This is a genomic window from Streptomyces sp. NRRL B-1347 (assembly GCF_000720325.1).
Classification (GTDB): domain Bacteria; phylum Actinomycetota; class Actinomycetes; order Streptomycetales; family Streptomycetaceae; genus Streptomyces.
In genome coordinates, this window is sequence record NZ_JOJM01000017.1 from 149,600 (window position 1) to 169,224 (window position 19,625).

The 19,625-nt window shown below is 74.4% G+C and carries 18 protein-coding genes, 1 tRNA gene, 1 other RNA gene and 1 pseudogene; 7 read left to right on the forward strand and 14 right to left on the reverse strand.

The window, feature by feature from the left end; translation table 11 throughout:
• The 3 genes from tadA to IG74_RS52750 all read right to left on the reverse strand — a co-directional run bounded on the left by tadA (position 1) and on the right by IG74_RS52750 (position 1,439).
• On the reverse strand, positions 1-432 hold the full coding sequence (gene tadA, locus IG74_RS0117230) for a tRNA adenosine(34) deaminase TadA (protein WP_030677183.1): 432 nt from the start codon (positions 430-432) through the stop codon (positions 1-3).
• Between the two features lie 102 nt (positions 433-534).
• A complete protein-coding gene (locus IG74_RS0117235) occupies positions 535-1,080 on the reverse strand; it encodes a hypothetical protein (protein ID WP_030677185.1) in 546 nt (181 codons plus the stop codon).
• A gap of 191 nt (positions 1,081-1,271) precedes the next feature.
• A complete protein-coding gene (locus IG74_RS52750; protein WP_199818839.1) occupies positions 1,272-1,439 on the reverse strand; it encodes a hypothetical protein in 168 nt (55 codons plus the stop codon).
• A 141-nt stretch (positions 1,440-1,580) separates the two neighbouring features.
• Between IG74_RS52750 and upp the strand changes: the two genes are divergently transcribed.
• Positions 1,581-2,216: a uracil phosphoribosyltransferase gene (gene upp, locus IG74_RS0117245; RefSeq protein WP_030677187.1), complete on the forward strand. Its 636-nt coding sequence runs from the start codon at positions 1,581-1,583 to the stop codon at positions 2,214-2,216.
• Between the two features lie 34 nt (positions 2,217-2,250).
• Here the strand turns inward: upp and IG74_RS0117250 are convergent, their stop codons facing one another.
• Together IG74_RS0117250 and IG74_RS0117255 are read right to left on the reverse strand one after the other, a co-directional pair.
• Positions 2,251-2,904, reverse strand: coding sequence for a LytR C-terminal domain-containing protein (locus tag IG74_RS0117250; protein ID WP_030677189.1), 654 nt, complete (start codon positions 2,902-2,904; stop codon positions 2,251-2,253).
• A 121-nt stretch (positions 2,905-3,025) separates the two neighbouring features.
• A complete protein-coding gene (locus tag IG74_RS0117255) occupies positions 3,026-3,322 on the reverse strand; it encodes a type II toxin-antitoxin system VapB family antitoxin (protein ID WP_003955420.1) in 297 nt (98 codons plus the stop codon).
• A 240-nt stretch (positions 3,323-3,562) separates the two neighbouring features.
• Between IG74_RS0117255 and IG74_RS0117260 the strand changes: the two genes are divergently transcribed.
• Complete coding sequence (locus IG74_RS0117260) at positions 3,563-5,065, forward strand: helicase HerA-like domain-containing protein (RefSeq protein ID WP_234334355.1); 1,503 nt, start codon at positions 3,563-3,565, stop codon at positions 5,063-5,065.
• Positions 5,066-5,095: 30 nt separating this feature from the next.
• Here the strand turns inward: IG74_RS0117260 and IG74_RS0117265 are convergent, their stop codons facing one another.
• Complete coding sequence (locus IG74_RS0117265) at positions 5,096-5,689, reverse strand: HhH-GPD-type base excision DNA repair protein (protein ID WP_030677195.1); 594 nt, start codon at positions 5,687-5,689, stop codon at positions 5,096-5,098.
• Positions 5,690-5,916: 227 nt separating this feature from the next.
• Between IG74_RS0117265 and IG74_RS0117270 the strand changes: the two genes are divergently transcribed.
• Complete coding sequence (locus IG74_RS0117270) at positions 5,917-7,518, forward strand: ABC-F family ATP-binding cassette domain-containing protein (protein ID WP_030677197.1); 1,602 nt, start codon at positions 5,917-5,919, stop codon at positions 7,516-7,518.
• An 11-nt stretch (positions 7,519-7,529) separates the two neighbouring features.
• Here the strand turns inward: IG74_RS0117270 and IG74_RS0117275 are convergent, their stop codons facing one another.
• On the reverse strand, positions 7,530-8,429 hold the full coding sequence (locus tag IG74_RS0117275) for a LysR family transcriptional regulator (protein WP_030677199.1): 900 nt from the start codon (positions 8,427-8,429) through the stop codon (positions 7,530-7,532).
• A 129-nt stretch (positions 8,430-8,558) separates the two neighbouring features.
• Between IG74_RS0117275 and IG74_RS0117280 the strand changes: the two genes are divergently transcribed.
• Positions 8,559-9,530, forward strand: coding sequence for a DMT family transporter (locus IG74_RS0117280; RefSeq protein WP_051854957.1), 972 nt, complete (start codon positions 8,559-8,561; stop codon positions 9,528-9,530).
• On the opposite strand, the pseudogene IG74_RS53430 reads toward IG74_RS0117280, so the two are convergent.
• Both IG74_RS53430 and IG74_RS0117290 read right to left on the reverse strand, forming a co-directional pair.
• Positions 9,467-10,096, reverse strand: a pseudogene (locus tag IG74_RS53430) (sensor domain-containing protein); the annotation flags it as partial. The gene IG74_RS0117280 and the pseudogene IG74_RS53430 sit on opposite strands and share 64 nt — an antisense overlap.
• Positions 10,097-10,283: 187 nt before the next feature.
• A complete protein-coding gene (locus tag IG74_RS0117290; protein ID WP_030677206.1) occupies positions 10,284-11,714 on the reverse strand; it encodes a family 2B encapsulin nanocompartment shell protein in 1,431 nt (476 codons plus the stop codon).
• A gap of 319 nt (positions 11,715-12,033) precedes the next feature.
• On the opposite strand from IG74_RS0117290, the gene IG74_RS0117295 reads away from it, so the two are divergent.
• On the forward strand, positions 12,034-12,786 hold the full coding sequence (locus IG74_RS0117295; protein ID WP_030677208.1) for an SDR family oxidoreductase: 753 nt from the start codon (positions 12,034-12,036) through the stop codon (positions 12,784-12,786).
• A 15-nt stretch (positions 12,787-12,801) separates the two neighbouring features.
• Here IG74_RS0117295 and IG74_RS0117300 read toward each other — a convergent pair whose 3' ends face one another.
• The 5 genes from IG74_RS0117300 to IG74_RS0117320 form a co-directional block, all read right to left on the reverse strand.
• Positions 12,802-14,112, reverse strand: a complete 1,311-nt coding sequence (locus IG74_RS0117300) for a sensor histidine kinase (protein ID WP_063761254.1) — start codon at positions 14,110-14,112, stop codon at positions 12,802-12,804.
• A gap of 1 nt (position 14,113) precedes the next feature.
• Complete coding sequence (cseB, locus tag IG74_RS0117305; protein ID WP_051854958.1) at positions 14,114-14,860, reverse strand: two-component system response regulator CseB; 747 nt, start codon at positions 14,858-14,860, stop codon at positions 14,114-14,116.
• A 12-nt stretch (positions 14,861-14,872) separates the two neighbouring features.
• On the reverse strand, positions 14,873-15,949 hold the full coding sequence (locus tag IG74_RS0117310) for an endonuclease/exonuclease/phosphatase family protein (protein WP_107058953.1): 1,077 nt from the start codon (positions 15,947-15,949) through the stop codon (positions 14,873-14,875).
• Positions 15,946-16,893, reverse strand: coding sequence for a D-alanyl-D-alanine carboxypeptidase family protein (locus IG74_RS0117315; RefSeq protein WP_107058954.1), 948 nt, complete (start codon positions 16,891-16,893; stop codon positions 15,946-15,948). Before IG74_RS0117315 ends, IG74_RS0117310 begins: the two co-directional genes overlap by 4 nt.
• Positions 16,894-17,175: 282 nt before the next feature.
• Positions 17,176-17,263: transfer RNA gene (locus IG74_RS0117320), tRNA-Ser, on the reverse strand.
• Positions 17,264-17,336: 73 nt separating this feature from the next.
• Between IG74_RS0117320 and ffs the strand changes: the two genes are divergently transcribed.
• Both ffs and IG74_RS0117325 read left to right on the forward strand, forming a co-directional pair.
• Positions 17,337-17,435: signal recognition particle sRNA small type (gene ffs / locus IG74_RS48725), an RNA gene on the forward strand.
• 63 nt (positions 17,436-17,498) lie between these two features.
• Positions 17,499-19,625: DNA polymerase III subunit gamma and tau (locus IG74_RS0117325; RefSeq protein WP_030677222.1), on the forward strand; the 2,127-nt coding region annotated here is incomplete at its 3' end.

Sequence of the window (19,625 nt, forward strand, 5' to 3'; positions counted from 1 at the left end):
CTAGCGCCCCCGGAAGAAGTCGGTGAGCAGCCGCGCGCAGTCGTCGGCGAGGACGCCCTCGACGACCTCGGGGCGGTGGTTGAGCCGCCGGTCGCGCACGAGGTCCCACAGGGAGCCCGCGGCGCCCGCCTTCTCGTCGCGGGCGCCGTACACGACCCGGTCCACGCGGGACTGCACGAGCGCGCCCGCGCACATCACGCACGGCTCCAGGGTGACGACGAGGGTGCAGCCGGGCAGCCGCCAGGAGCCGAGCGCGGTGGCGGCCCGGCGCAGCGCGAGGACCTCCGCGTGCGCGGTGGGGTCGCCACCGGCCTCGCGCTCGTTGTGGCCGCGCGCGAGCACCGTCTCGCCGTCCGGGGAAAGGACGACGGCGCCGACGGGTACGTCACCGCCCCGGACGGCCAGTTCGGCCTCGTCCAGGGCGAGCCGCATCGGCGCCTGCCAGCGGTCCCGTACGGGATCGGGGAGAGGGTTCACACGAGGGGCCACACGACGAACCTTACGGATCACGCGGGCCGTGTCGCGCGGAGGTGGTCAGCGGACCGCTTCGAGCACCTCCGCGGCGCCCAGGACGTCGGCGATCTCGTTGAGGGCGTCGCCGCTCTCCAGGGCGAGCAGCTCCTTCTCCGATACGCCGAGGTCGCTGAGGATCTCCCGGTCCCCGAGCGGCCCCGAGGGCACGGCCTCGCTGCCGCCGTCCGCCTCGTCGTCGCCGGACTCGTCCTCGCCGTCCTCCGTGCCGTCGAGGTCGAGCGCGTCCAGGTCGTCCGGGCTTTCGTCCGGATCGCGTCCCAGCATCTCGTCGGTGAGCAGGATCTCGCCGTAGGCGCTGCGGGCGGCGGCGGCCGCGTCCGAGACGTAGATGCGCGGGTCGTCCTCGCCGTCCACGCGGACGACGCCGAACCACGCGTCTTCCTGCTCGATGAAGACGAGCACTGTTTCGTCGTCGGCCCCGCCCGCCTCGGCGGCGGCCTCACGGGCCAGGTCGGTCAGATCCGACAGGGTCTCCACATCGTCGAGCTCCGTGTCGCTCGCTTCCCACCCGTCTTCGGTGCGCGCGAGCAGTGCGGCGAAGTACACCGTGACTCTCCCACTGTTCATAGGCGCCGGTTGGGGATCCCCCCGGCGGACGTCGGGGGCGGGAATGCTGTGCCGAGCCCCGCCCACTCGGAATCGTGGCAGAAACAACGGCTTCAGGAGAGGTCTTCCGGCCGCTGTGTCCGCGTCGCGTTGCGAATCACATGCCGTTCCGGTGCCGCGGCCCCCTGCGACTACCAGCGGAACGTACGCATGCGCATCGCCTGTCGCAGCCGGGCCGCCCGTGCGCGGCGCGGCGTCACCCGGGCCCGCAGCTCGCGCGCCTCGGTCAGCTCGTGCAGGAACTGGGCACGCCGGCGGCGGCGCTCCGCGTCGGTCTCGCGCGCTTCCCTGTCGGGCATCGGCCACACCACCCCAGCTCGTACGACCACCTTCCCCCGGCGGGCCGGGTTGATGCCAACGGAGGGACGGGAAGGGCCCCGGCGGGCGGGTGGGGCCCGCGGGGGGACGGAGGGGGCGCTTCGCCCGGTTACTGTTGAACAATGCGGATCCACGTCGTCGACCACCCGCTGGTGGCGCACAAACTCACCACGCTGCGCGACAAGCGCACCGACTCCCCGACCTTCCGGCGCCTGGCCGACGAGCTGGTCACCCTGCTCGCGTACGAGGCCACCCGGGACGTGCGCACCGAGCAGGTCGACATCGAGACCCCGGTCGTCTCGACGACCGGCGTGAAGCTGTCGCACCCGCGGCCCCTGGTGGTGCCGATCCTGCGGGCCGGGCTCGGCATGCTCGACGGCATGGTGCGCCTGCTGCCCACCGCCGAGGTCGGCTTCCTCGGCATGATCCGCAACGAGGAGACGCTCCAGGCGTCCACGTACGCGACGCGCATGCCGGAGGACCTGTCCGGCCGCCAGGTCTACGTCCTCGACCCGATGCTCGCCACGGGCGGCACCCTGGTCGCGGCGATCCAGGAGCTGATCAAGCGCGGCGCGGACGACGTGACGGCCGTGGTGCTGCTCGCGGCCCCCGAGGGCGTCGAGATCATGGAGCGGGAGCTGGCGGGGACGCCGGTGACCGTGGTCACGGCCGCGGTGGACGAGCACCTGAACGACAACGGGTACATCGTGCCGGGCCTCGGCGACGCCGGGGACCGGATGTACGGGGCGGCCGAGTAGTCGGTGCCGCCTGCCGCCGGAAGGCGGCGCGCGCTCAGCAGTTCTTGCCGTCGTCCGACGACGGCCCGGAGGGCGCCGGTGAGGGCTTGGCGAGTGCCGCCAGGGCCTTGGCGGCGTCCTTCTCCTTCGTCAGGCCCTTGAACCCGGCGCCGAGGATCAGGTCGACCGTGTCGCCCTTGCGGCCGTCGGTGCGCTTCTCGGCGCCGGTGAGCTGCGTGGCGAGCACCGGCAGGGCGGTGTCCAGGGCGGAGCGGGGGCCGAGCACTATCCCGGGGCCCTTGACCTTCTTGTCGTACGCCTTCGTCGCGTTGTCGAACTTGGCGACGGTGAAGCCGCGCTTCTTCAGGTCGGTGGCGGTCTCCTCGGCCAGGCCCTTGCGGGGCGTGGCGTTGAAGACGTTCACGGTGATCCTGCGGGGCTCGGGCAGGGGTGCGGCCTTCTTCGCCGCGGTCTTCCGCTCCGGCTGCCGGGCGCAGTCGTCGGCACCGGCCGCGGCGGACGCCTCGTCGCCGCCCGTGAAGACGTCGATGAGCTGCAGGGTGCCCCAGCCGATCAGGCCGAACGCGGCGAGGGCCGCGACGGCCGCGAGCACGATCCTGCGGCGGCCGTTCGGGCGGCGCATTCGCGGATATTTGTCCCCCGTGATGCGGTATTCGCCGCCCATGCCGGGGGGAGTGAGCATGCTCATGGGCGCAGCGTAGTGCTGCCGGGGCGCGATGCCTACTAAATGATCATTACCGGACGCGCAGTCCAACCCGAAAGGGCCAATGCGGAATTGGGCCCCGTCGCGGGGGTCGGCCCGGGGTGGCTCAGCCCAGTTCGAGGACGCGGGCGTGCAGGACCTGGCGCTGCTGGAGCGCGGCGCGGACCGCGCGGTGCAGGCCGTCCTCCAGATACAGGTCGCCCTGCCACTTGACCACGTGGGCGAAGAGGTCGCCGTAGAACGTGGAGTCCTCGGCGAGCAGGGTCTCCAGGTCGAGCTGGCCCTTGGTCGTCACGAGCTGATCGAGGCGGACCGGGCGCGGCGCGACGTCCGCCCACTGCCGGGTGCTTTCCCGGCCGTGGTCGGGGTACGGCCGGCCGTTTCCGATGCGCTTGAAGATCACACGGAAAGCCTACCGGTCAAGGCTCTCCGGGCGCAGCCATGGCGGCCGAGTGCGACCCTGGGAAATGCCGCCCGAAAGCGGGGCAAAGCGGGAACTCTCCAGTCGGGAGCAGGGTTCGAAGTGAGCGACAGCCAGCCGACGCCGTCCACACCCGATGGCGGAAACCGCCCGAACGAGTCCGCGGCCGGTGCGTCCGCCGGCGCCGGAGCGGCCGCGGGGCCGCCTCCCGAGGTCGCTGAGATCGCCGCCGGGTACGCCTTCCAGGGGCCCGCGCTCGACCTCGGGGCCGTCCTGTGGGAGGGCCGGTGCCACCCGGGCGCGCAGGTGCGCATCCCGCTGGCGATGCTCAACCGGCACGGGCTCGTCGCCGGGGCGACCGGCACGGGCAAGACCAAGACCCTGCAACTCGTCGCCGAGCAGCTGGCCGCGCAGGGCGTGCCGGTCTTCCTCGCCGACATCAAGGGCGACGTCTCGGGCGTCTCCGCGCCCGGCGAGCCGGGCGACAAGGTCACCGCGCGGGCCGGCGAGGTCGGCCAGGACTGGGCGCCGCGGGGCTTCACCAGCGAGTTCTACGCGCTCGGCGGCATCGGCACGGGCATCCCCGTGCGGGCCACCGTGACCAGCTTCGGCCCGCTGCTCATGGCGAAGGTCCTCCAGCTCAACCAGACCCAGGAGCAGTCCCTCGGCCTGATCTTCCACTACGCCGACCAGAAGGGCCTCGAACTCGTCGACCTCAAGGACCTGCGGGCGGTCGTCACCTTCCTCACGTCGGCCGAGGGCAAGCCCGAGCTGAAGACCATCGGCGGCCTGTCGACCGCCACGGCCGGGGTCATCCTGCGGGCGCTCACCACGTTCGAGGCGCAGGGGATGGGGGACTTCTTCGGGGAGCCGGAGTTCGACACGAGCGAGTTCCTGCGGGTGGCCGGGGACGGGCAGGGCCTGGTGTCGGTCCTTGAGCTGCCCTCGGTCCAGGACAAGCCCGCGCTCTTCTCCACGTTCCTGATGTGGCTGCTCGCGGATCTGTACCACGACCTCCCGGAGGTCGGTGACCTGGACAGGCCCAAGCTCGTCTTCTTCTTCGACGAGGCGCACCTGCTGTTCAACGGGGCGTCCAAGGCGTTCCTGGACTCGATCACCCAGACCGTGCGGCTCATCCGCTCCAAGGGGGTCGGCGTCTTCTTCGTCACCCAGACGCCCAAGGACGTGCCCGCCGACGTGCTCGCCCAGCTCGGCAACCGCGTCCAGCACGCGCTGCGCGCCTTCACGCCCGAGGACCAGAAGGCCCTCAAGGCGACCGTGCGGACCTTCCCCACGTCCGCGTACGACCTGGAGGAGACCCTCACCGGCATCGGCACCGGCGAGGCCGTGGTCACCGTGCTCAGCGAGAAGGGCGCGCCGACGCCGGTCGCGGCGACGCGGCTGCGGGCGCCGCAGTCCCTGATGGGCCCGGTGCCCGCCGCGGACCTGGAGCGGGCGGTGCGGGGCTCGCAGCTCCACTCCCGGTACGCGGAGGCGGTGGACCGCCACTCGGCGTACGAACGCCTCCAGGAGGCCGCGGCCGCCGCTGCCGCGGCTCCTGCCGAGCCGCCCAAGGCCACCAAGGGCGGAAGCGGCGGCGGTGGCTCGGTCGTGGACCAGGTGGTCGGCAGCGGCATGTTCAAGTCGCTGCTGCGGTCCGTGGGGACGCAGCTGGGCCGGGAGATCTCCCGCTCGGTCTTCGGGACGGCCCGGCGGCGGCGCTGACCGGCCGGGCGACTGCTTCGGCTGCTTCGACTACTCCGACGCGGCCCGCTTGGCCGCCGCCTTCTGCTCCTGCTTGTACGCGCGGACCTTGTGCAGCGTCTCCGGGCCCGTGATGTCGGCCGCCGAGCGGTACACCTTCGCCTCGCCGTAGGACCCCGCGGCCTCCCGCCAGCCCGTGGGGCGGACGCCGAGCTGTTTGCCGAGGAGGGCGAGGAAGATCTGGGCCTTCTGCTTGCCGAAGCCGGGCAGGTCGGTGAGGCGGCCCAGGAGCTCCTTGCCGCTGCCCGCGTCCCGCCAGATCCCGGTGGCGTCCCCGTCGTAGTGCTCGACCAGGTACTGGCACAGCTTCTGCACGCGCCCGGCCATCGAGCCCGGGTAGCGGTGCACGGCCGGTTTCGCGGCCAGGAGCGCGGCGAACGCCTCGGGGTCGTACGCGGCGATCTCGTGCGCGTCGAGGTCGTCCGCGCCCAGCCGCAGGGCGATCGTGTACGGGCCCGCGAACGCCCACTCCATGGGGACCTGCTGGTCCAGGAGCATCCCGACGAGCGCGGCCAGCGGGCTGCGGCTGAGCAGTTCGTCGGCCTCCGCCTGCTGGGCCAGGTGCAGGGTGACGTCCTTGTCCATGGGGCGATCATCCCCCGTGGTTCCGCTCCGCGCAGTCCGGCCCGGCCGGACCGCCGCCGTCCGGTCGTCCGGTCGTCCGGTCGTCCGGTCGTCCGGGAGGTAAATCGGGTGCGGGGCGAGCCGTCCGCGGCCTACCCTCGGCCCATGTCCACGCCCCGCATCTCCTAGCCAGGTCACACGCCTTCACGTCACCCGTGTGTCCTTTCGCTGTTGCGGAGCGTATTTCCATGATTTCTGTACGTGATGTAGACCTTCGCGTGGGCGCCCGGACGTTGCTGTCCGGGGTGTCCTTCCACGTGGCGCCCGGCGACCGCGTCGGGCTCGTCGGGCGCAACGGCGCCGGCAAGACCACCCTCCTCAAGGCCCTCGCGGGGCAGGTGCCGTGTGCCGCGGGCACGGTGACGCGCACCGGTTCGCTGGGCGTGCTCGCCCAGGACCCGGCCGCCGCGGACCCCGCGGCCACCGTCACCGACCGGATCCTGTCCGCGCGCGGCCTCGACCGGGCGGTGCGCGCGCTGCGAGGCGCCGAGGCCGCCCTGGCGGCGGCGTCAGGGGCCGGGCCCGAGCGCGCGGCCCTGGCCGCGTACGCCCGCGCGGACGACGCCTTCCAGGCCCGCGGCGGCTACGCGGCCGAGGCCGAGGCCGCCCGGGTCGCGGCGGGGCTCGGGCTGCCCGAGCGGGTGCTCGCGCGGCCCGTGGGCGAGCTGTCCGGCGGGCAGCGGCGCCGCGTCGAACTGGCCCGCGTGCTGTTCGCGCGCCACGACGTGCTGCTGCTCGACGAGCCGACGAACCACCTGGACCGCGACTCCGTGGAGTGGCTGCGGGGGTATCTGACCGGATACCCGGGCGGTTCCGTGCTGATCAGCCACGACACCTCGCTGCTCGCCGACGTCGTGAACCGGGTGCTGCACCTCGACCCGGCCCGCGCCGCCGTCGACGTGCACAACACCACCTGGCACGCCTACCTCGACCAGCGCGCCGCCGCCGACCGGCGCCGCGCCCGCGAGCGCGCCAACGCCGAGCGCAAGGCGACCGCGCTGCGCACCCAGGCCGACAAGATGCGGGCGCGCGTCGCCACCGCGACCGCGGCCAAGAACATGGCCCGGCGCGCCGACCGCCTGCTCGCCGGGACGGAGCCCGTGCGCCGGGGCGAGAAGGTCGCCCGCATCCGGCTGCCCGAGCCCGCCCCGTGCGGACGCATGCCGCTCGGCGCCGTGAGTCTGGAGAAGTCGTACGGGGGCCTGGCCGTGCTCCGGGGCGTCGACCTCGCCGTGGACCGGGGCAGCAGGCTCGTCGTGCTCGGGTTCAACGGGGCCGGGAAGACCACCCTGCTGCGGCTGCTCGCGGGGCGCGAGCGGCCCGACGGCGGGCGCGTGGTGCACGGGCACGGCCTGCGGCTCGGGTACTTCGCGCAGGAGCACGACACCCTGGACACCGGGGCGAGCGTCCGGGAGAACCTGGCGGCGGCCGCACCCGGCCTGACCGACGGGGAGGTGCGGCGCGTGCTCGGCTCCTTCCTGTTCGGCGGCGACGACGCGGACAAGCCCGCGGGCGTGCTCTCCGGCGGTGAGAAGACCCGGCTCGCCCTCGCCGGGCTCGTGCACTCGGGCGCCAACGTGCTGCTCCTGGACGAGCCGACCAACAACCTCGACCCGGCGTCGCGCGACGAGGTGCTCGCCGCCGTGGGCACGTACCCGGGGGCGATCGTGATGGTCACCCACGACGAGGGCGCGCTCGACGCGCTGCGGCCCGACCGGGTGCTGCTGCTCCCCGACGGAACCGAGGACCTGTGGAACGGGGAGTACCGGGAGCTGGTCGCCCTGACCTGACGCGGCGAGGGCTAGGCTTCGGCCGCCGCTGTCCGCAGGGCCCCGACGAAGGCCCGCAGCACCGGCCCCTCCGGTGCCGTCGCGCGGACCGCCGCCCAGATCGAGCGCACCGGCTCCGGCCGCGCGACCCGGCGCACGACGACGTCCGGGCCCTCGTCCGGGACCCCGGCGAGGCCGAGGCCCGGCACCAGGGTCACGCCCACGCCCGCCGCCGCGAAGCCCCGCGCCGTCGCGTAGTCGCCGCTGTCGACGACGGAGTCCGGGGTGAAGCCCGCCGCCGCGCACGCGTCGAGCACCGCGTCCAGACAGGGGCCCGGCAGTTCGCTGCCCACCCAGGGCTCGCCCGCGAGGTCGGCCAGGTCGAGCACGTCCCGGCCGGCCAGGCGGTGGCCCGCGGGCAGGACCGCGCGGTAGCGGTCGTCGAGGAGGTGGACGAAGCGGACGCCGTCCACCGGCGGCGCGTCGTGGCGGCGCACCACGAGCGCCAGGTCCACGCGCCCCGCCTTCACCTGCGGCAGCGGGTCCTCGTCGAGCCGCAACTCCGTGTGCACGCCCGGGTGTTCCTGCCGCAGCCGGGCGAGGGCGGGCGCGACGAGCCGGGCGCCCGCCGTGGCGAAGTACCGCACCGAGATCCGCCCGGTGCGCCCGGACCGCAGATCGGCGAGCGCGGTCTCCGCCTCGGCGACGTGCCGCCCGACCGCCGCCGCGCAGTCCGCGAGCAGCCGCCCGGCGTCCGTGGGCCGCACGCCGCGCCCGGTCCTTTCGAGGAGGGTGACGCCCGCCTCCTTCTCCAGGGCCGCCATCTGCTGGCTGACCGCCGAGGGCGTGTAGCCCAGGTTCCGGGCCGCCGCGGTGACCGAGCCGCTGCTGACGACCGACCTCAGGATCTGCATGCGCCGCATGTCGAGCATGCGGTCAGCGTAAGCCACGAATGTAGAGCTGCTTAAGGCTGACTCCACATCTTTTCGCTTGTCTTATAGGTCGGGGCGGGGCACCGTCGACGTACACCCCCGTCGTCCCTTCCTGACCCTGGAGCCGTCGTGCGCGTCGCCGTCCTCGCCCTGCTGTGGGGTTCGAGCTTCCTGTGGATCAAACTCGCCCTCGACGGCGGGCTCGCGCCGCTGCACGTGACCGTGGTCCGCTGCGCGCTCGGCGCCGCCGTGCTGCTCGGGCTCGCCCGCGCCGCCCGTCAGCGGCTGCCGCGCGACCGCCGCACCTGGGGGCACCTGGTGGTGGCCGCGCTGTTCTGCAACGCGCTGCCGTTCCTGTTCTTCGGCATCGGCGAGCAGACCGTCGACTCGGGCGTCGCGGGCGTCATGAACGCCACGACCCCGCTGTGGTCCCTCGGCCTCGGCCTGCTCCTCCGCACGGACCGGGGGTTCGGCCCGTACCGGCTCGGCGGGCTCGCCCTCGGCTTCGCGGGTACGTCGCTGATCTTCGCGCCCTGGCACGAGGCGGGGCTCGTCGGCGGCGGCGCCCTGGTGCTGCTCGCCGCCGCCGTCAGCTACGCGGTCGCCTTCGCGTACATGGCCCGCCACCTCATCGGCCGCGGCACCGAACCGCTCGCCCTGTCCGCCGCCCAGCTCCTCGTGGCCACCGGCCTGACCGCGCTCGGGCTGCCCTTCACCACGGGGTCCGGCAGCGTGCCGAGCCCGACCGGGATCGTCGCCGTCGTTGTCCTGGGCGTTTTCGGCACCGGCCTCACCTTCCACCTCAACTCCCGCCTCATCGCCGACGAGGGCCCCACGGCGGCCGCGACCGTCGGCTATCTGCTGCCGGTGGTCTCGGTCGCCCTCGGGGCCCTCGTCCTGGGGGAGGAGCTGAGCGTGCGCGTGGTGGCGGGGATGGCCGTGGTGCTCGCCGGGGTCGGGCTCACCCGCTACCGGCCGAGCAGCGACCGCACCGCCGCCCGGTCCACTCCGTTCAGGGCGCGGACGGCGAGCGGAGTCAGCAGCACGAGCAGGACGCCGAGGCCGGAGACACCGGCGACCTGCCACGGCGACTCGATGTAGTACGCGTGGTGCTCGCCGCCCGAGGTGAAGTCGTAGACGCGGTAGCCCGGCCAGTCCAGGTAGCGCTCGAAGACCCAGGAGTACGCGGGGAAGAGGGCGACGGCCCAGCCGGTCACCCACAGCGTCACCGCCACGCAGAAGCTCGTGACGCGCCACGGGAACATCACGACCTGGAACAGCAGGGCCTTCCAGCCCGCCGCGTCGCCGAGCCGCGCCCACGCGCGGGCCCACGCGCCGCCCTCGCGCGGCGTCCGCGCGGCCGCCGGGTCCTCGACCGCGAGCCCGAGCCGGGCCCGCGCCCGGCGCCGCTCCACCGCGCCGAGGCCGCGCGCCCCGGCCAGCATCGCCGCGTACACCGGGAGGCCGAGCAGCGTGACGGCGAGGCCCGCGCCGAGCGAGAACAGCGTGACGGCGAAGACGAAACCGGCGATCGCGACGGGCAGGTTCGTGAGCGTGTACCCGAGCTCCCGGAAGGTGACCGCGGAGACGGGCGCCCGCCAGAAGCCGGGCCGCCCGGCGGACTCCGAGGTCGCGGCCGGGGCGGCGCAGGGGAGGGTCGTGGTCATGGCGGGCCTCGTGTTCGTCTGCGTGGTGGGGACGTGCCGTGCTGACGTCCTCAACCCTCCCCGCCCCGCGGCCGCGCCGACATGGGGCGGGATGGTGTCCCGGGGTGTACCTAGGCCCCCTCTTCCCCCTCGGGCGCGCCGACGTGACCGGCCCGCGCCGCCCGGGACACCGACGGCACGGCCGCTCCTAGGCGCGTGCCGCGGAGACCGCGACGTTCTCCAGGACGCCGAGCGCGTCCGGGACGAGCACGGCGGCGGAGTAGTACGTGCTCACGAGGTAGGAGATGACGGCCTGGTCGTTGATCCCCATGAACCGCACGTTGAGCCCGGGCTCGTACTCGTCCGGTATCCCGGTCTGGCGGAGCCCGACGACGCCCTCGTCCTCCTCGCCGGTGCGGACGGCGATGATGGACGAGGTCTGCCCGGCCGAGACGGGGATCTTGCCGCACGGCAGCAGCGGGACACCGCGCCAGGCCGGCACCTGGTGCCCGCCCAGGTCCGTGTGGCCGAAGTACAGGCCCCGCTTGTTGCACTCCCGCCCGAAGGCGGCGATGGCGCGCGGGTGCGCGTACAGGAACCGCGTCTGCCGCCGCATGCTCAGGAGTTCGTCGAGGTCGTCCGGGGTCGGCGGGCCGGAGTGGGTCTGGATGCGCTGCGCGTGGTCGGCGTTGTGCAGCAGGCCGAACTCCCGGTTGTTGACCAGCTCGTGCTCCTGCCGCTCGCGCAGCGCCTCGATGGTGAGGCGGAGCTGCTGCTCGACCTGGTCCATCGGGTCGTTGTAGAGGTCGGCGACGCGCGAGTGCACCTTGAGGATGGTCTGCGCGACGCTCAGCTCGTACTCGCGGGGCCGGAGTTCGTAGTCGACGAACGTGCCCGGCAGGAGCGGCTCGCCGGAGTGCCCGGAGGCCAGGTCGATGGCCGCCTCGCCGTGCTTGGTCTGCGGCAGGTCGCGCTCGGCGAGCCGCCGCCGCGCGTGCTCCCGCAGCGCCTCGTGCCGCCCGGCGACGGCCTCGTACTCCTGCCGCGAGAGCACGAGTGCGGTGGTGGCGGTCGCGGCGCGCGCGGTGAACTCCCACTCGCCCGCGTCCGCGGCCTCCGGCGCGAGCGCCCTGCCGCCGAAGAACCCGCCGTCGGCGACGACGCCGAGCGCGGTCTCCTCGCCGTACGGGCCGCGCCCGATCCGCTCCACCCGCCCGTGCGCGACGAGCACGACCTGGTCGACGGGGTGCCCGACCTCGGCGATGACCTGCCCGGGCTCGTACTCGCGCTGCGTGAACCGCGCGGCGAGCGCGTCCAGCGCGTCGGCCTCGTCGAAGCCGCGCAGCAGGCCGAGTTCGGCCAGCTCCTGCGGTACGACGCGGACGTCGGCCCCCTCCTGCACGAAGGTCACCCGGCCGTCGCCCACGGCGTACGCGAGGCGCCGGTTGACCCGGTACGTGCCGCCGCGCACCTCCGTCCACGGCAGCGACCGCAGCACCCAGCGGGAGCTGATGCCCTGCATCTGCGGCACGGTCTTGGTGGTCGTCGCCAGGTTCCGCGCGGCGGCGACCCCCAGGCTCAACTGGGCGCGCCCGCCCTCCTGTCCGGCCTCCGGCTGCTGCTCCGCTGCTGTCGACATCGCACGTCCCTTCGGGCTTCGGCACGACCTGCTGAGGCGCGACGAGCCAAACAACCGGCGCGAACCGGGTCAACGAGCGCCCTGGCCGCCGCGCGCGCCCGATGGCCGGTAAGCGGTGGTGTAAGGCGCGCCGTGACGTGTCGTGGCACGTCGAACGGCCGGGCCCCCGCCTCGGGCGCCACAAGGCCCCCGAGGGAATGGCTGTTTGGCATATCACTCGAACGTGTAGATCCAGCGGGTGTGAATCCAGGCTGGTGGTGGCAGACCCAGGCTCAGCTCACTCTCCCCGCGGCGGCCGCGCCGCCCCGACGATCGACCCATGCAGCGATTCACGAACAAGACGGCCCTGATCACCGGCGGCACCAGCGGCATGGGCCTCGCGACGGCACGGCGCCTCCTCGACGAGGGCGCGCACGTGGCCATCACCGGCCGGGACGAGGCGCGCCTGGCGAAGGCCGCGGCGGAACTCGGCGCCCCCGACCGCGTGCTCGCCGTCCGGGCGGACGCCAGCAGCCTGGCGGACCTGGACGCCCTGATGAGCGAGGTCAAGGCCTGGCGCGGCGGCCTGGACACGGTCTTCGCGAACGCGGGCGTCGGCGTCTTCAAGCCCGGCGCGGAGATCACCGAGGAGGACTTCGACCTGGCGGTGGACGTGAACTTCAAGGGCGTCTACTTCACCGTCCAGAAGGCCCTCCCGCTCCTGCGGGACGGCGGCTCCCTCGTCCTCAACGCCTCCTGGACCCTCCACCGGGGCCTCGCCGTGGCGTCGGTCTACTCCGCCACCAAGGCGGCCGTCCACAACCTGGCCCGCACCCTGGGCGCCGACCTCGCCCCCCGGGGCATCCGGGTCAACTCCGTCAGCCCCGGCTACATCGACACCCCCATGTACCGCGCGGCCAACCCGGACCCCGCCGCCGAGGCCGCCGTCACCGCCCAGGTCCCCCTCGCCGCCCTCGGCCGCGCCGACGAGGTCGCGGCCGCGGTCGCCTTCCTGGCCTCGTCCGACGCGTCGTACGTCACCGGGCAGGACCTGGTCGTCGACGGGGGGCTTGTGGGGTCGGTGCCCGCGTAGGCGGTCAGGCGGCGGTCAGGTCCCCGCGGGCGCGGGCAGCTCCAGGGTCGCGAGGCCGCCGCTTCCGCCGTCCGCGTCGTCGCCTTCGGTGCCGCCGGGACCCCCGGCGTTCGCCAGCGTGAGCCGCGCCCCGATGACCGCGGACTGGCCCTCGGCGATGGTGAGGCCGAGGCCGTGGCCGTGGCCGCGCTCGACGGCGCCGGTGCGGAAGCGCTGGGGGCCGTGGTCGAGGAGATCGGGCGGGAAGCCGGGGCCGTGGTCGCGTACGGCGATCGTCGTGCCGTCGACCGTGACGCGGACCGGGGGCGCGCCGTGGCGGTGGGCGTTGACGACCAGGTTCGTGAGCACGCGGTCGAGGCGGCGCGGGTCGGTCTCCGCGACCGGGTCGCCGCGCACCACGACCTCCGTGGCCAGGCCCGTGCGCCGCACGGACTCCGTCACCAGTTCGCCGAGCGGCACCTCCTGGAGGTCGGCCTCCTCCGCCCCGGCGTCGAGCCGGGAGATCTCCAGGAGGTCGTCCACCAGGCCGCGAAGCACCCGGACCCGGTCCTGGACCAGCTCGGTGGCCTCGCTCTCGGGGAGCAGGGACGCGGAGGTGACGAGCCCGGCGACCGGGGTGCGCAGCTCGTGGGCGACGTCGGCGGTGAAGCGCTGCTCGCCGCGCAGCCGCTCCTGCAGGGCGTCCGCCATGAGGTCGACGGCCGCGGAGATCTCGCCGATCTCGTCGCGGCCGCGGGCGCGGGTCCGCGCGTCGAGGTCGCCGCGCCTGATGCGCCGGGCCGTGCCCGCGACCCGGCGAAGCCGCCGCAGCACCAGCTCGGCGGCGAGCACGGTGAGGGGGACGACGACGGCGAGGATGGCGAGGGCTGCGTAGCGCATGTGCCGGTCGAGCGCCTGGAGGCTGCGCTGTTCGGCGCCCATGTCGACGCTGGCGCCGAGCGCGCTGCCGTCGACGTGCTCCGCGGCCCACATCCGCGGCCCCTGGAGCGGGTACCGGGTGTCGTACCAGGTGACGGCCGTGTCCCCGGCCGCCGCTTCGAGCCGTTCGAGCAGCTCGTCCGGCAGGTCGCCGCCGACCTCGTAGCCGGGGCCCGACGGGTCCCGCACGGGCTGCTCGCCCCGGAACTCGGCCTTGGCGGTGTCCAGTGCCTCGATCGCGTTGCCGCGGCCGATGCTCATGGCGCGGTCCTCGGTGGTGCGGTGCACCAGGATCCCGATGCCGAGGGCCGTGGCGCAGGTCGCCGCCGCGACCCCGGCGGCGACCTTCCAGCGCAGGGACCGCGGGTCGATGAGGCGCGGCACCACCCGGCCCGGCTCGCGTCCCACGTCAGCGCCGGAACTTGTAGCCGAAGCCACGGACGGTCTCGATGTGGTCGGCGCCGATCTTCTTGCGCAGCCGCTGCACCGCCAGGTCGACCACCCGGATGTCGCCGTCCCAGCCGTAGTCCCACACCTCGCGCAGCAGCGTGCGCCGCTGCAGGGCGATGCCCGGCGAGGCCACGAACTCCAGGAGCAGCCGCAGTTCGGTCGGGGTGAGCGCGAGGAGGCGGCCGTCGAGGCGGACCTCCAGGCCGCGGGTGTCGACGGTGAGGTCGCGGAAGGCGAGCACGCCGTCGTCGTCGGCCGGCTCGGCGCCGGGGGCCGGGGCGGCGGTGAAGGTGGCCCGGCGCAGCAGGGTGCGGATCCGCGCCACCAGGACGCCGGTGTCGACGGGCTTGACGACGTAGTCATCGGCGCCCGCCTCCAGGCCCGCCACCACGTCCAGGGCGTCGCCGCGCGCGGACATGATCAGGATGGGCGCCTGACTGGTCTCGCGGATCCTGCGGCACACGCTGATGCCGTCCAGGTGCGGCAGCATGATGTCGACGAGCAGCAGGTCGTGCGCCCCGTCCCGGAACATCTCAAGTCCCGTGAGGCCGTCGGGCGCCGCCGCCACCTCGTAGCCGTAGCGTTCGAGCGCCATGCCGACGGACCGGCGGATCGTCTCGTCGTCCTCGATCAGCAGGAGGCGTACGGCGGCCGCCGTGCCGTCGCCGTGCCGCTCACCGGTGCTCTGTTCGTGCCGTGATCCCATCAGGTCACCCGATCACAGTCGCAGCGAGGCTGCGACCGGCAGGTGGTCGCTGCCCGTGCGCGGCAGGGTCCAGGACGAGGCGGCCGTGACGCCCTTCACGAGGATCTGGTCGATCCGGGCCACCGGGAACGACGCGGGCCAGGTGAAGCCGAAGCCCGCGCCCGCCTCCTCCTGTGCCGAACTCAGCAGCGAGGTCACGGGCCGCAGCGCCCGGTCCCCCGTGGTGCCGTTGAGGTCCCCCACGACGACGACCCGCGGCAGCCGCTCGGCCCGGACGGCCTCGGCGAGGCGCGCGGCGGCCTCGTCGCGGCGCTCCGTCGCGAACCCCGTCCCCGGGCGCACCCGCACCGAGGCCAGATGGACGCCGTACACGGCGACGGGCCCCTTGGGCGTGACGACCGTGGCCCGCAGCGCCCGCGTCCACGGCATGATCGCCACCGGCCGCACGTCGCGCAGCGGGTGCTTGCTCCACAGGCCGACCGTGCCCTGCACCGAGTGGTACGGATACGAGCCGTCCAGGGCGCGGGCGTACACCGGCGCGGTGCGCGCGGACAGTTCCTCCAGGGCGAGCAGCCCGGCGCCGGACGCGGCGAGGTCGCGGGCGGTGCGGGCCGGGTCCGGGTTCGCCTCGCCGACGTTGTGGCTCACCACGGTGAGGTCCCCGCCGCCGGACCGCTTGTCGACGAGGAGCCCGCCGAACAGGGAGCACCAGACGACGGCCGGCACCAGGACGGCGACCCCGGCGGCCGCGGACCTGCGCACCGCCGCGAGCACGAGCAGCACGGGCACGCCCGCGCCGAGCCACGGCAGGAACGTCTCCAGGAGGCTGCCGACGCGCCCGGCTCCGTTCGGTACGAGGCCGTGCGCGGCCAGGAGCAGGGCGAGGAGCAGGGCGGCGACGACGAGCACCCGGCCGCGCCGCCACCTGCCGTGGACCGCGCGGGAGGGACGCCCGGCGGCCCCCGGCTCGCGGGGAGCGGTCTCCGCATCCGGCTCGCGGGTCACGGACCCCGTCGGGGCCCCCGTCCCCGCCCCCGTCCCCGTCTCCGTCTCCGCCTCTGTCTCCGTCTTCGGATCGAGCAGGCTCATGATCCGGCCCGCCCGTCACCACGGAGGGCGGCGGGAAGGTCCCGCTGTACGGCGTCGACGAGGCGTCCGCTGCTCTCCAGGGCGGCCTGGAGGCCCTCGGCGGGCGACGTGCCCGCGCGCTGGCCCAGGACGACGCCGAGGACGAGGTGGCGCGAGCCGCCAGAGCCCGCTTCGGCGGCCCACAGCAGATTGCCGCCCGCGGGCGTGCTGGATCCGGTCTTGAGGCCGATCACACCGGGCCGGTCGAGCAGCCGGTTGGTGTTGGCGACCGTGCCGGACCCGCCGGGCACGGTCGTCTCGCGCAGGGCGACCACGGACCGCAGCACGGGCTCCTTCATGGCCCGGTGGGCGAGCTTGAGCTGGTCGTCGGCGGTGCTGCGGGTGCTGGCCTCACGGCCGCTGGCGCCGGTGTACGTGGTCCGGTCCATGCCCAGTTCCGCGGCGGTCCGGTTCATCTTCGCGACGAACGCCTTCTGGCTGCCCGCGTCCCAACGGGCAAGGAGCCGGGCGACGTTGTTCCCGGAAGGCAGCAACAGCAGCTCCAGCAGCTTGCGCTGGCTGAGGCGCTGCCCTTCGCGGACCGGGGCGGTGGACTCGCTGAGCGAGTGGGCCTCGCGCGCGGCGGCCGCGTCGACGGTGATCGTGGGCCCTTCCCGTCCCTCCTTCAGGGGATGTTCCTTCAGGATCACGTACGCGGTCATGACCTTGGTGACGCTCGCGATCGGCACGGGTTCCCGGCCGCCCTTCCTGCCGAGGCTGCCGACGCCCTCGACGTCGATCCCGGCCTGCCCCTCCCGGGGCCAGGGCAGATCGAGGCGCCCGGCGGCCTCCGCGACCGCCACGGAGCCGTCGCGCGGGTCCCCCGAGCCGGGGCGGTCGCCTCCGGTGAGCCCCCACCAGCCGCCGACGGCCCCCGCCGCGACCACGACGGCCGACGCGCACACGGCCCCGCGCCGGGGCCGCCACGTCCACCCCGCCCCACCGATACGTATCCGACGACCCGCCACCGACGACCACCTCTCACAGCCGGACGCACACGGAACCCGTGTGCGCCCCACAGCCTGTGAGGCCCGCGCGTCCACCCGGTCAGGGCCGTGTGTCCGCGGCCGCGCGGACCTGTGTCATTCAGGTATCGGCCCCCGCGGCGGCGCCCGATGGGGCCGGACAACGTCGAAGGGCCCCGCTGCAAGCAGCGGGGCCCTTCGACATCGTGCCCGGTGAGGCACTGGCGGAGGATACGAGATTCGAACTCGTGAGGGGTTGCCCCCAACACGCTTTCCAAGCGTGCGCCCTAGGCCTCTAGGCGAATCCTCCGCCGCAAACAATACAAGACGTTGAGGAGTGCTCGCGAACTCGTTCCCGGGGGTGGGGATCGGCTACTGTGGGGGCCAGCCCCTCACGTGGCGCTATCTGACTGAACTCCCCCAGGGCCGGAAGGCAGCAAGGGTAGGTCGGCTCTGGCGGGTGCGTGAGGGGCGCTTTGCGTTCCGCGACCCTTGGTGCGGCTGGGCGGTCCGTGTTGTCAGTGGGCGCCATTAACCTCGTATGCGTGTCGTCTCTCGCGCTGTACCGCCGCTATCGCCCGGAGTCGTTCGCCGAGGTCATCGGGCAGGAGCATGTAACCGACCCGCTGCAGCAGGCGCTGCGGAACAACCGGGTCAATCACGCGTACCTGTTCAGCGGCCCGCGCGGCTGCGGCAAGACGACGAGCGCGCGCATCCTCGCCCGCTGTCTGAACTGTGAGCAAGGTCCCACCCCGACCCCCTGCGGCGAGTGCCAGTCCTGCCGCGACCTGGCGCGCAACGGCCCGGGATCGATCGACGTCATCGAGATCGACGCCGCCTCGCACGGTGGCGTGGACGACGCGCGCGACCTGCGCGAGAAGGCCTTCTTCGGGCCCGCGAGCAGCCGGTACAAGATCTACATCATCGACGAGGCCCACATGGTCACGTCGGCGGGGTTCAACGCCCTCCTGAAGGTCGTCGAGGAGCCCCCGGAGCATCTGAAGTTCATCTTCGCCACGACCGAGCCCGAGAAGGTCATCGGCACCATCCGGTCCCGCACCCACCACTACCCGTTCCGGCTCGTGCCCCCCGGCACCCTGCGGGACTACCTCTCCGAGGTGTGCGGCCGCGAGGACATCCCCGTGGCGGACGGAGTGCTGCCCCTCGTCGTGCGCGCGGGCGCCGGGTCCGTGCGTGACTCCATGTCCGTGATGGACCAGCTCCTCGCCGGCGCCCGCGAGGACGGTGTGACGTACGCCATGGCGACCGGCCTCCTCGGGTACACGGACGGGTCGCTCCTCGACTCCGTGGTCGAGGCGTTCGCCTCGGGGGACGGCGGGGCCGCCTTCGAGGTCGTCGACCGCGTCATCGAGGGCGGGAACGACCCCCGGCGGTTCGTCGCCGACCTCCTGGAGCGGTTGCGCGACCTCGTGATCCTCGCCGCCGTTCCCGACGCCGCGGAGAAGGGCCTCATCGACGCCCCCGCCGACGTGATCGAGCGCATGCAGGCGCAGGCCGGCGTGTTCGGCGCCGCCGAGCTCAGCCGCGCCGCCGACCTCGTCAACCAGGGGCTCACGGAGATGCGCGGCGCCACCTCGCCGCGGCTCCAGCTGGAGCTGATCTGCGCCCGTGTGCTGCTCCCCGCCGCGTACGACGACGAGCGGGCCGTCATGGCCCGCCTCGACCGCCTGGAGCGCGGCGGACACTTCATGGCGCAGGGCCCCGCCTCCGCGCCCCCCATGGGGTACGTCCCCGGGCCCGAGGCCCACGCGGGCGTGCAGCAGCCCGGCGTCGCCGTGCCGCCGCCCGGGCCGGTCGGCCCGCCCATCCCGCCCGGCGGCGGCCCGGCCGCCGCGCGTGCCGCGGTGCGGGGGGCTCCGGCGGGGGATGCCGCACCCGCCGATGCCGCGCCGGGGGCCACGGCGCCTCAGCCGCCGCCTTCGCAGGCAGCGGCGCCCGCGCCCGCACCGCAGGCCGCGCCGCCCGTCGCCCCGAACCCGCAGGTGCCCCAGGCCCCGGAGCCCGCCCCCGCCTCCGTCGAGAACCGGCCCGGCAGCTGGCCCACCGCCTCCGCGCCGGGCAGCGGCGCCCCCGCCGCGCCCCGGCCCGGCGGCTGGCCCACGGCCGCCGCAGCGGGCGGCGGTGCCCCCGCCTCTGCGCCCGCCTCCGCACCCGCGCCGAGCACGCCGTCCGCGCAGCCCGCTCCGCCCGCGACCCCGCAGGCCCCGGCCGCCCCGGCCCCCGCCCCGCAGGCCGCCGCGCCCGCGCCCACCGGCGGCCTCGACCCCCGCGCCCTCTGGCCGAACATCCTGGAGGCCGTCAAGAACCGCCGCCGCTTCACCTGGATCCTGCTCAGCCAGAACGCCCAGGTGGCGGGCTTCGACGGCACCACCCTCCAGCTCGGCTTCGTCAACGCCGGAGCCCGGGACAACTTCGCGAGCAGCGGCAGCGAAGAGGTCCTGCGCCAGGCGCTTTCCGAGCAGTTCGGCGTGCAGTGGAAGGTCGAGGCGATCGTCGACCCGTCCGGCGGCAGCGCGCCGCCGCCCGCCGCGAGCGGCTTCGGCGGCGGCCAGAGCGGTGGCTTCGGCGGCGGCCAGGCCGGTGGCTTCGGCGGCGGCCAGGCCGGTGGCTTCGGCGGCGCCCAGACCGCCCGCCCGGCCGCCCCGCCGCCC

Excerpts from the sequence above, each read along its gene's own strand:
- tadA (WP_030677183.1), bottom strand. The coding sequence starts at position 432 with ATGCGGCTCGCCCTGGACGAGGCCGAACTGGCCGTCCGGGGCGGTGAC.
- IG74_RS52750 (WP_199818839.1), bottom strand. The coding sequence starts at position 1,439 with ATGCCCGACAGGGAAGCGCGCGAGACCGACGCGGAGCGCCGCCGCCGG.
- upp (WP_030677187.1), top strand. The coding sequence starts at position 1,581 with ATGCGGATCCACGTCGTCGACCACCCGCTGGTGGCGCACAAACTCACC.
- IG74_RS0117250 (WP_030677189.1), bottom strand. The coding sequence starts at position 2,904 with ATGAGCATGCTCACTCCCCCCGGCATGGGCGGCGAATACCGCATCACG.
- IG74_RS0117265 (WP_030677195.1), bottom strand. The coding sequence starts at position 5,689 with ATGGACAAGGACGTCACCCTGCACCTGGCCCAGCAGGCGGAGGCCGAC.
- IG74_RS0117270 (WP_030677197.1), top strand. The coding sequence starts at position 5,917 with ATGATTTCTGTACGTGATGTAGACCTTCGCGTGGGCGCCCGGACGTTG.
- IG74_RS0117275 (WP_030677199.1), bottom strand. The coding sequence starts at position 8,429 with ATGCTCGACATGCGGCGCATGCAGATCCTGAGGTCGGTCGTCAGCAGC.
- IG74_RS0117290 (WP_030677206.1), bottom strand. The coding sequence starts at position 11,714 with ATGTCGACAGCAGCGGAGCAGCAGCCGGAGGCCGGACAGGAGGGCGGG.
- IG74_RS0117295 (WP_030677208.1), top strand. The coding sequence starts at position 12,034 with ATGCAGCGATTCACGAACAAGACGGCCCTGATCACCGGCGGCACCAGC.
- cseB (WP_051854958.1), bottom strand. The coding sequence starts at position 14,860 with ATGGGATCACGGCACGAACAGAGCACCGGTGAGCGGCACGGCGACGGC.
- IG74_RS0117310 (WP_107058953.1), bottom strand. The coding sequence starts at position 15,949 with ATGAGCCTGCTCGATCCGAAGACGGAGACAGAGGCGGAGACGGAGACG.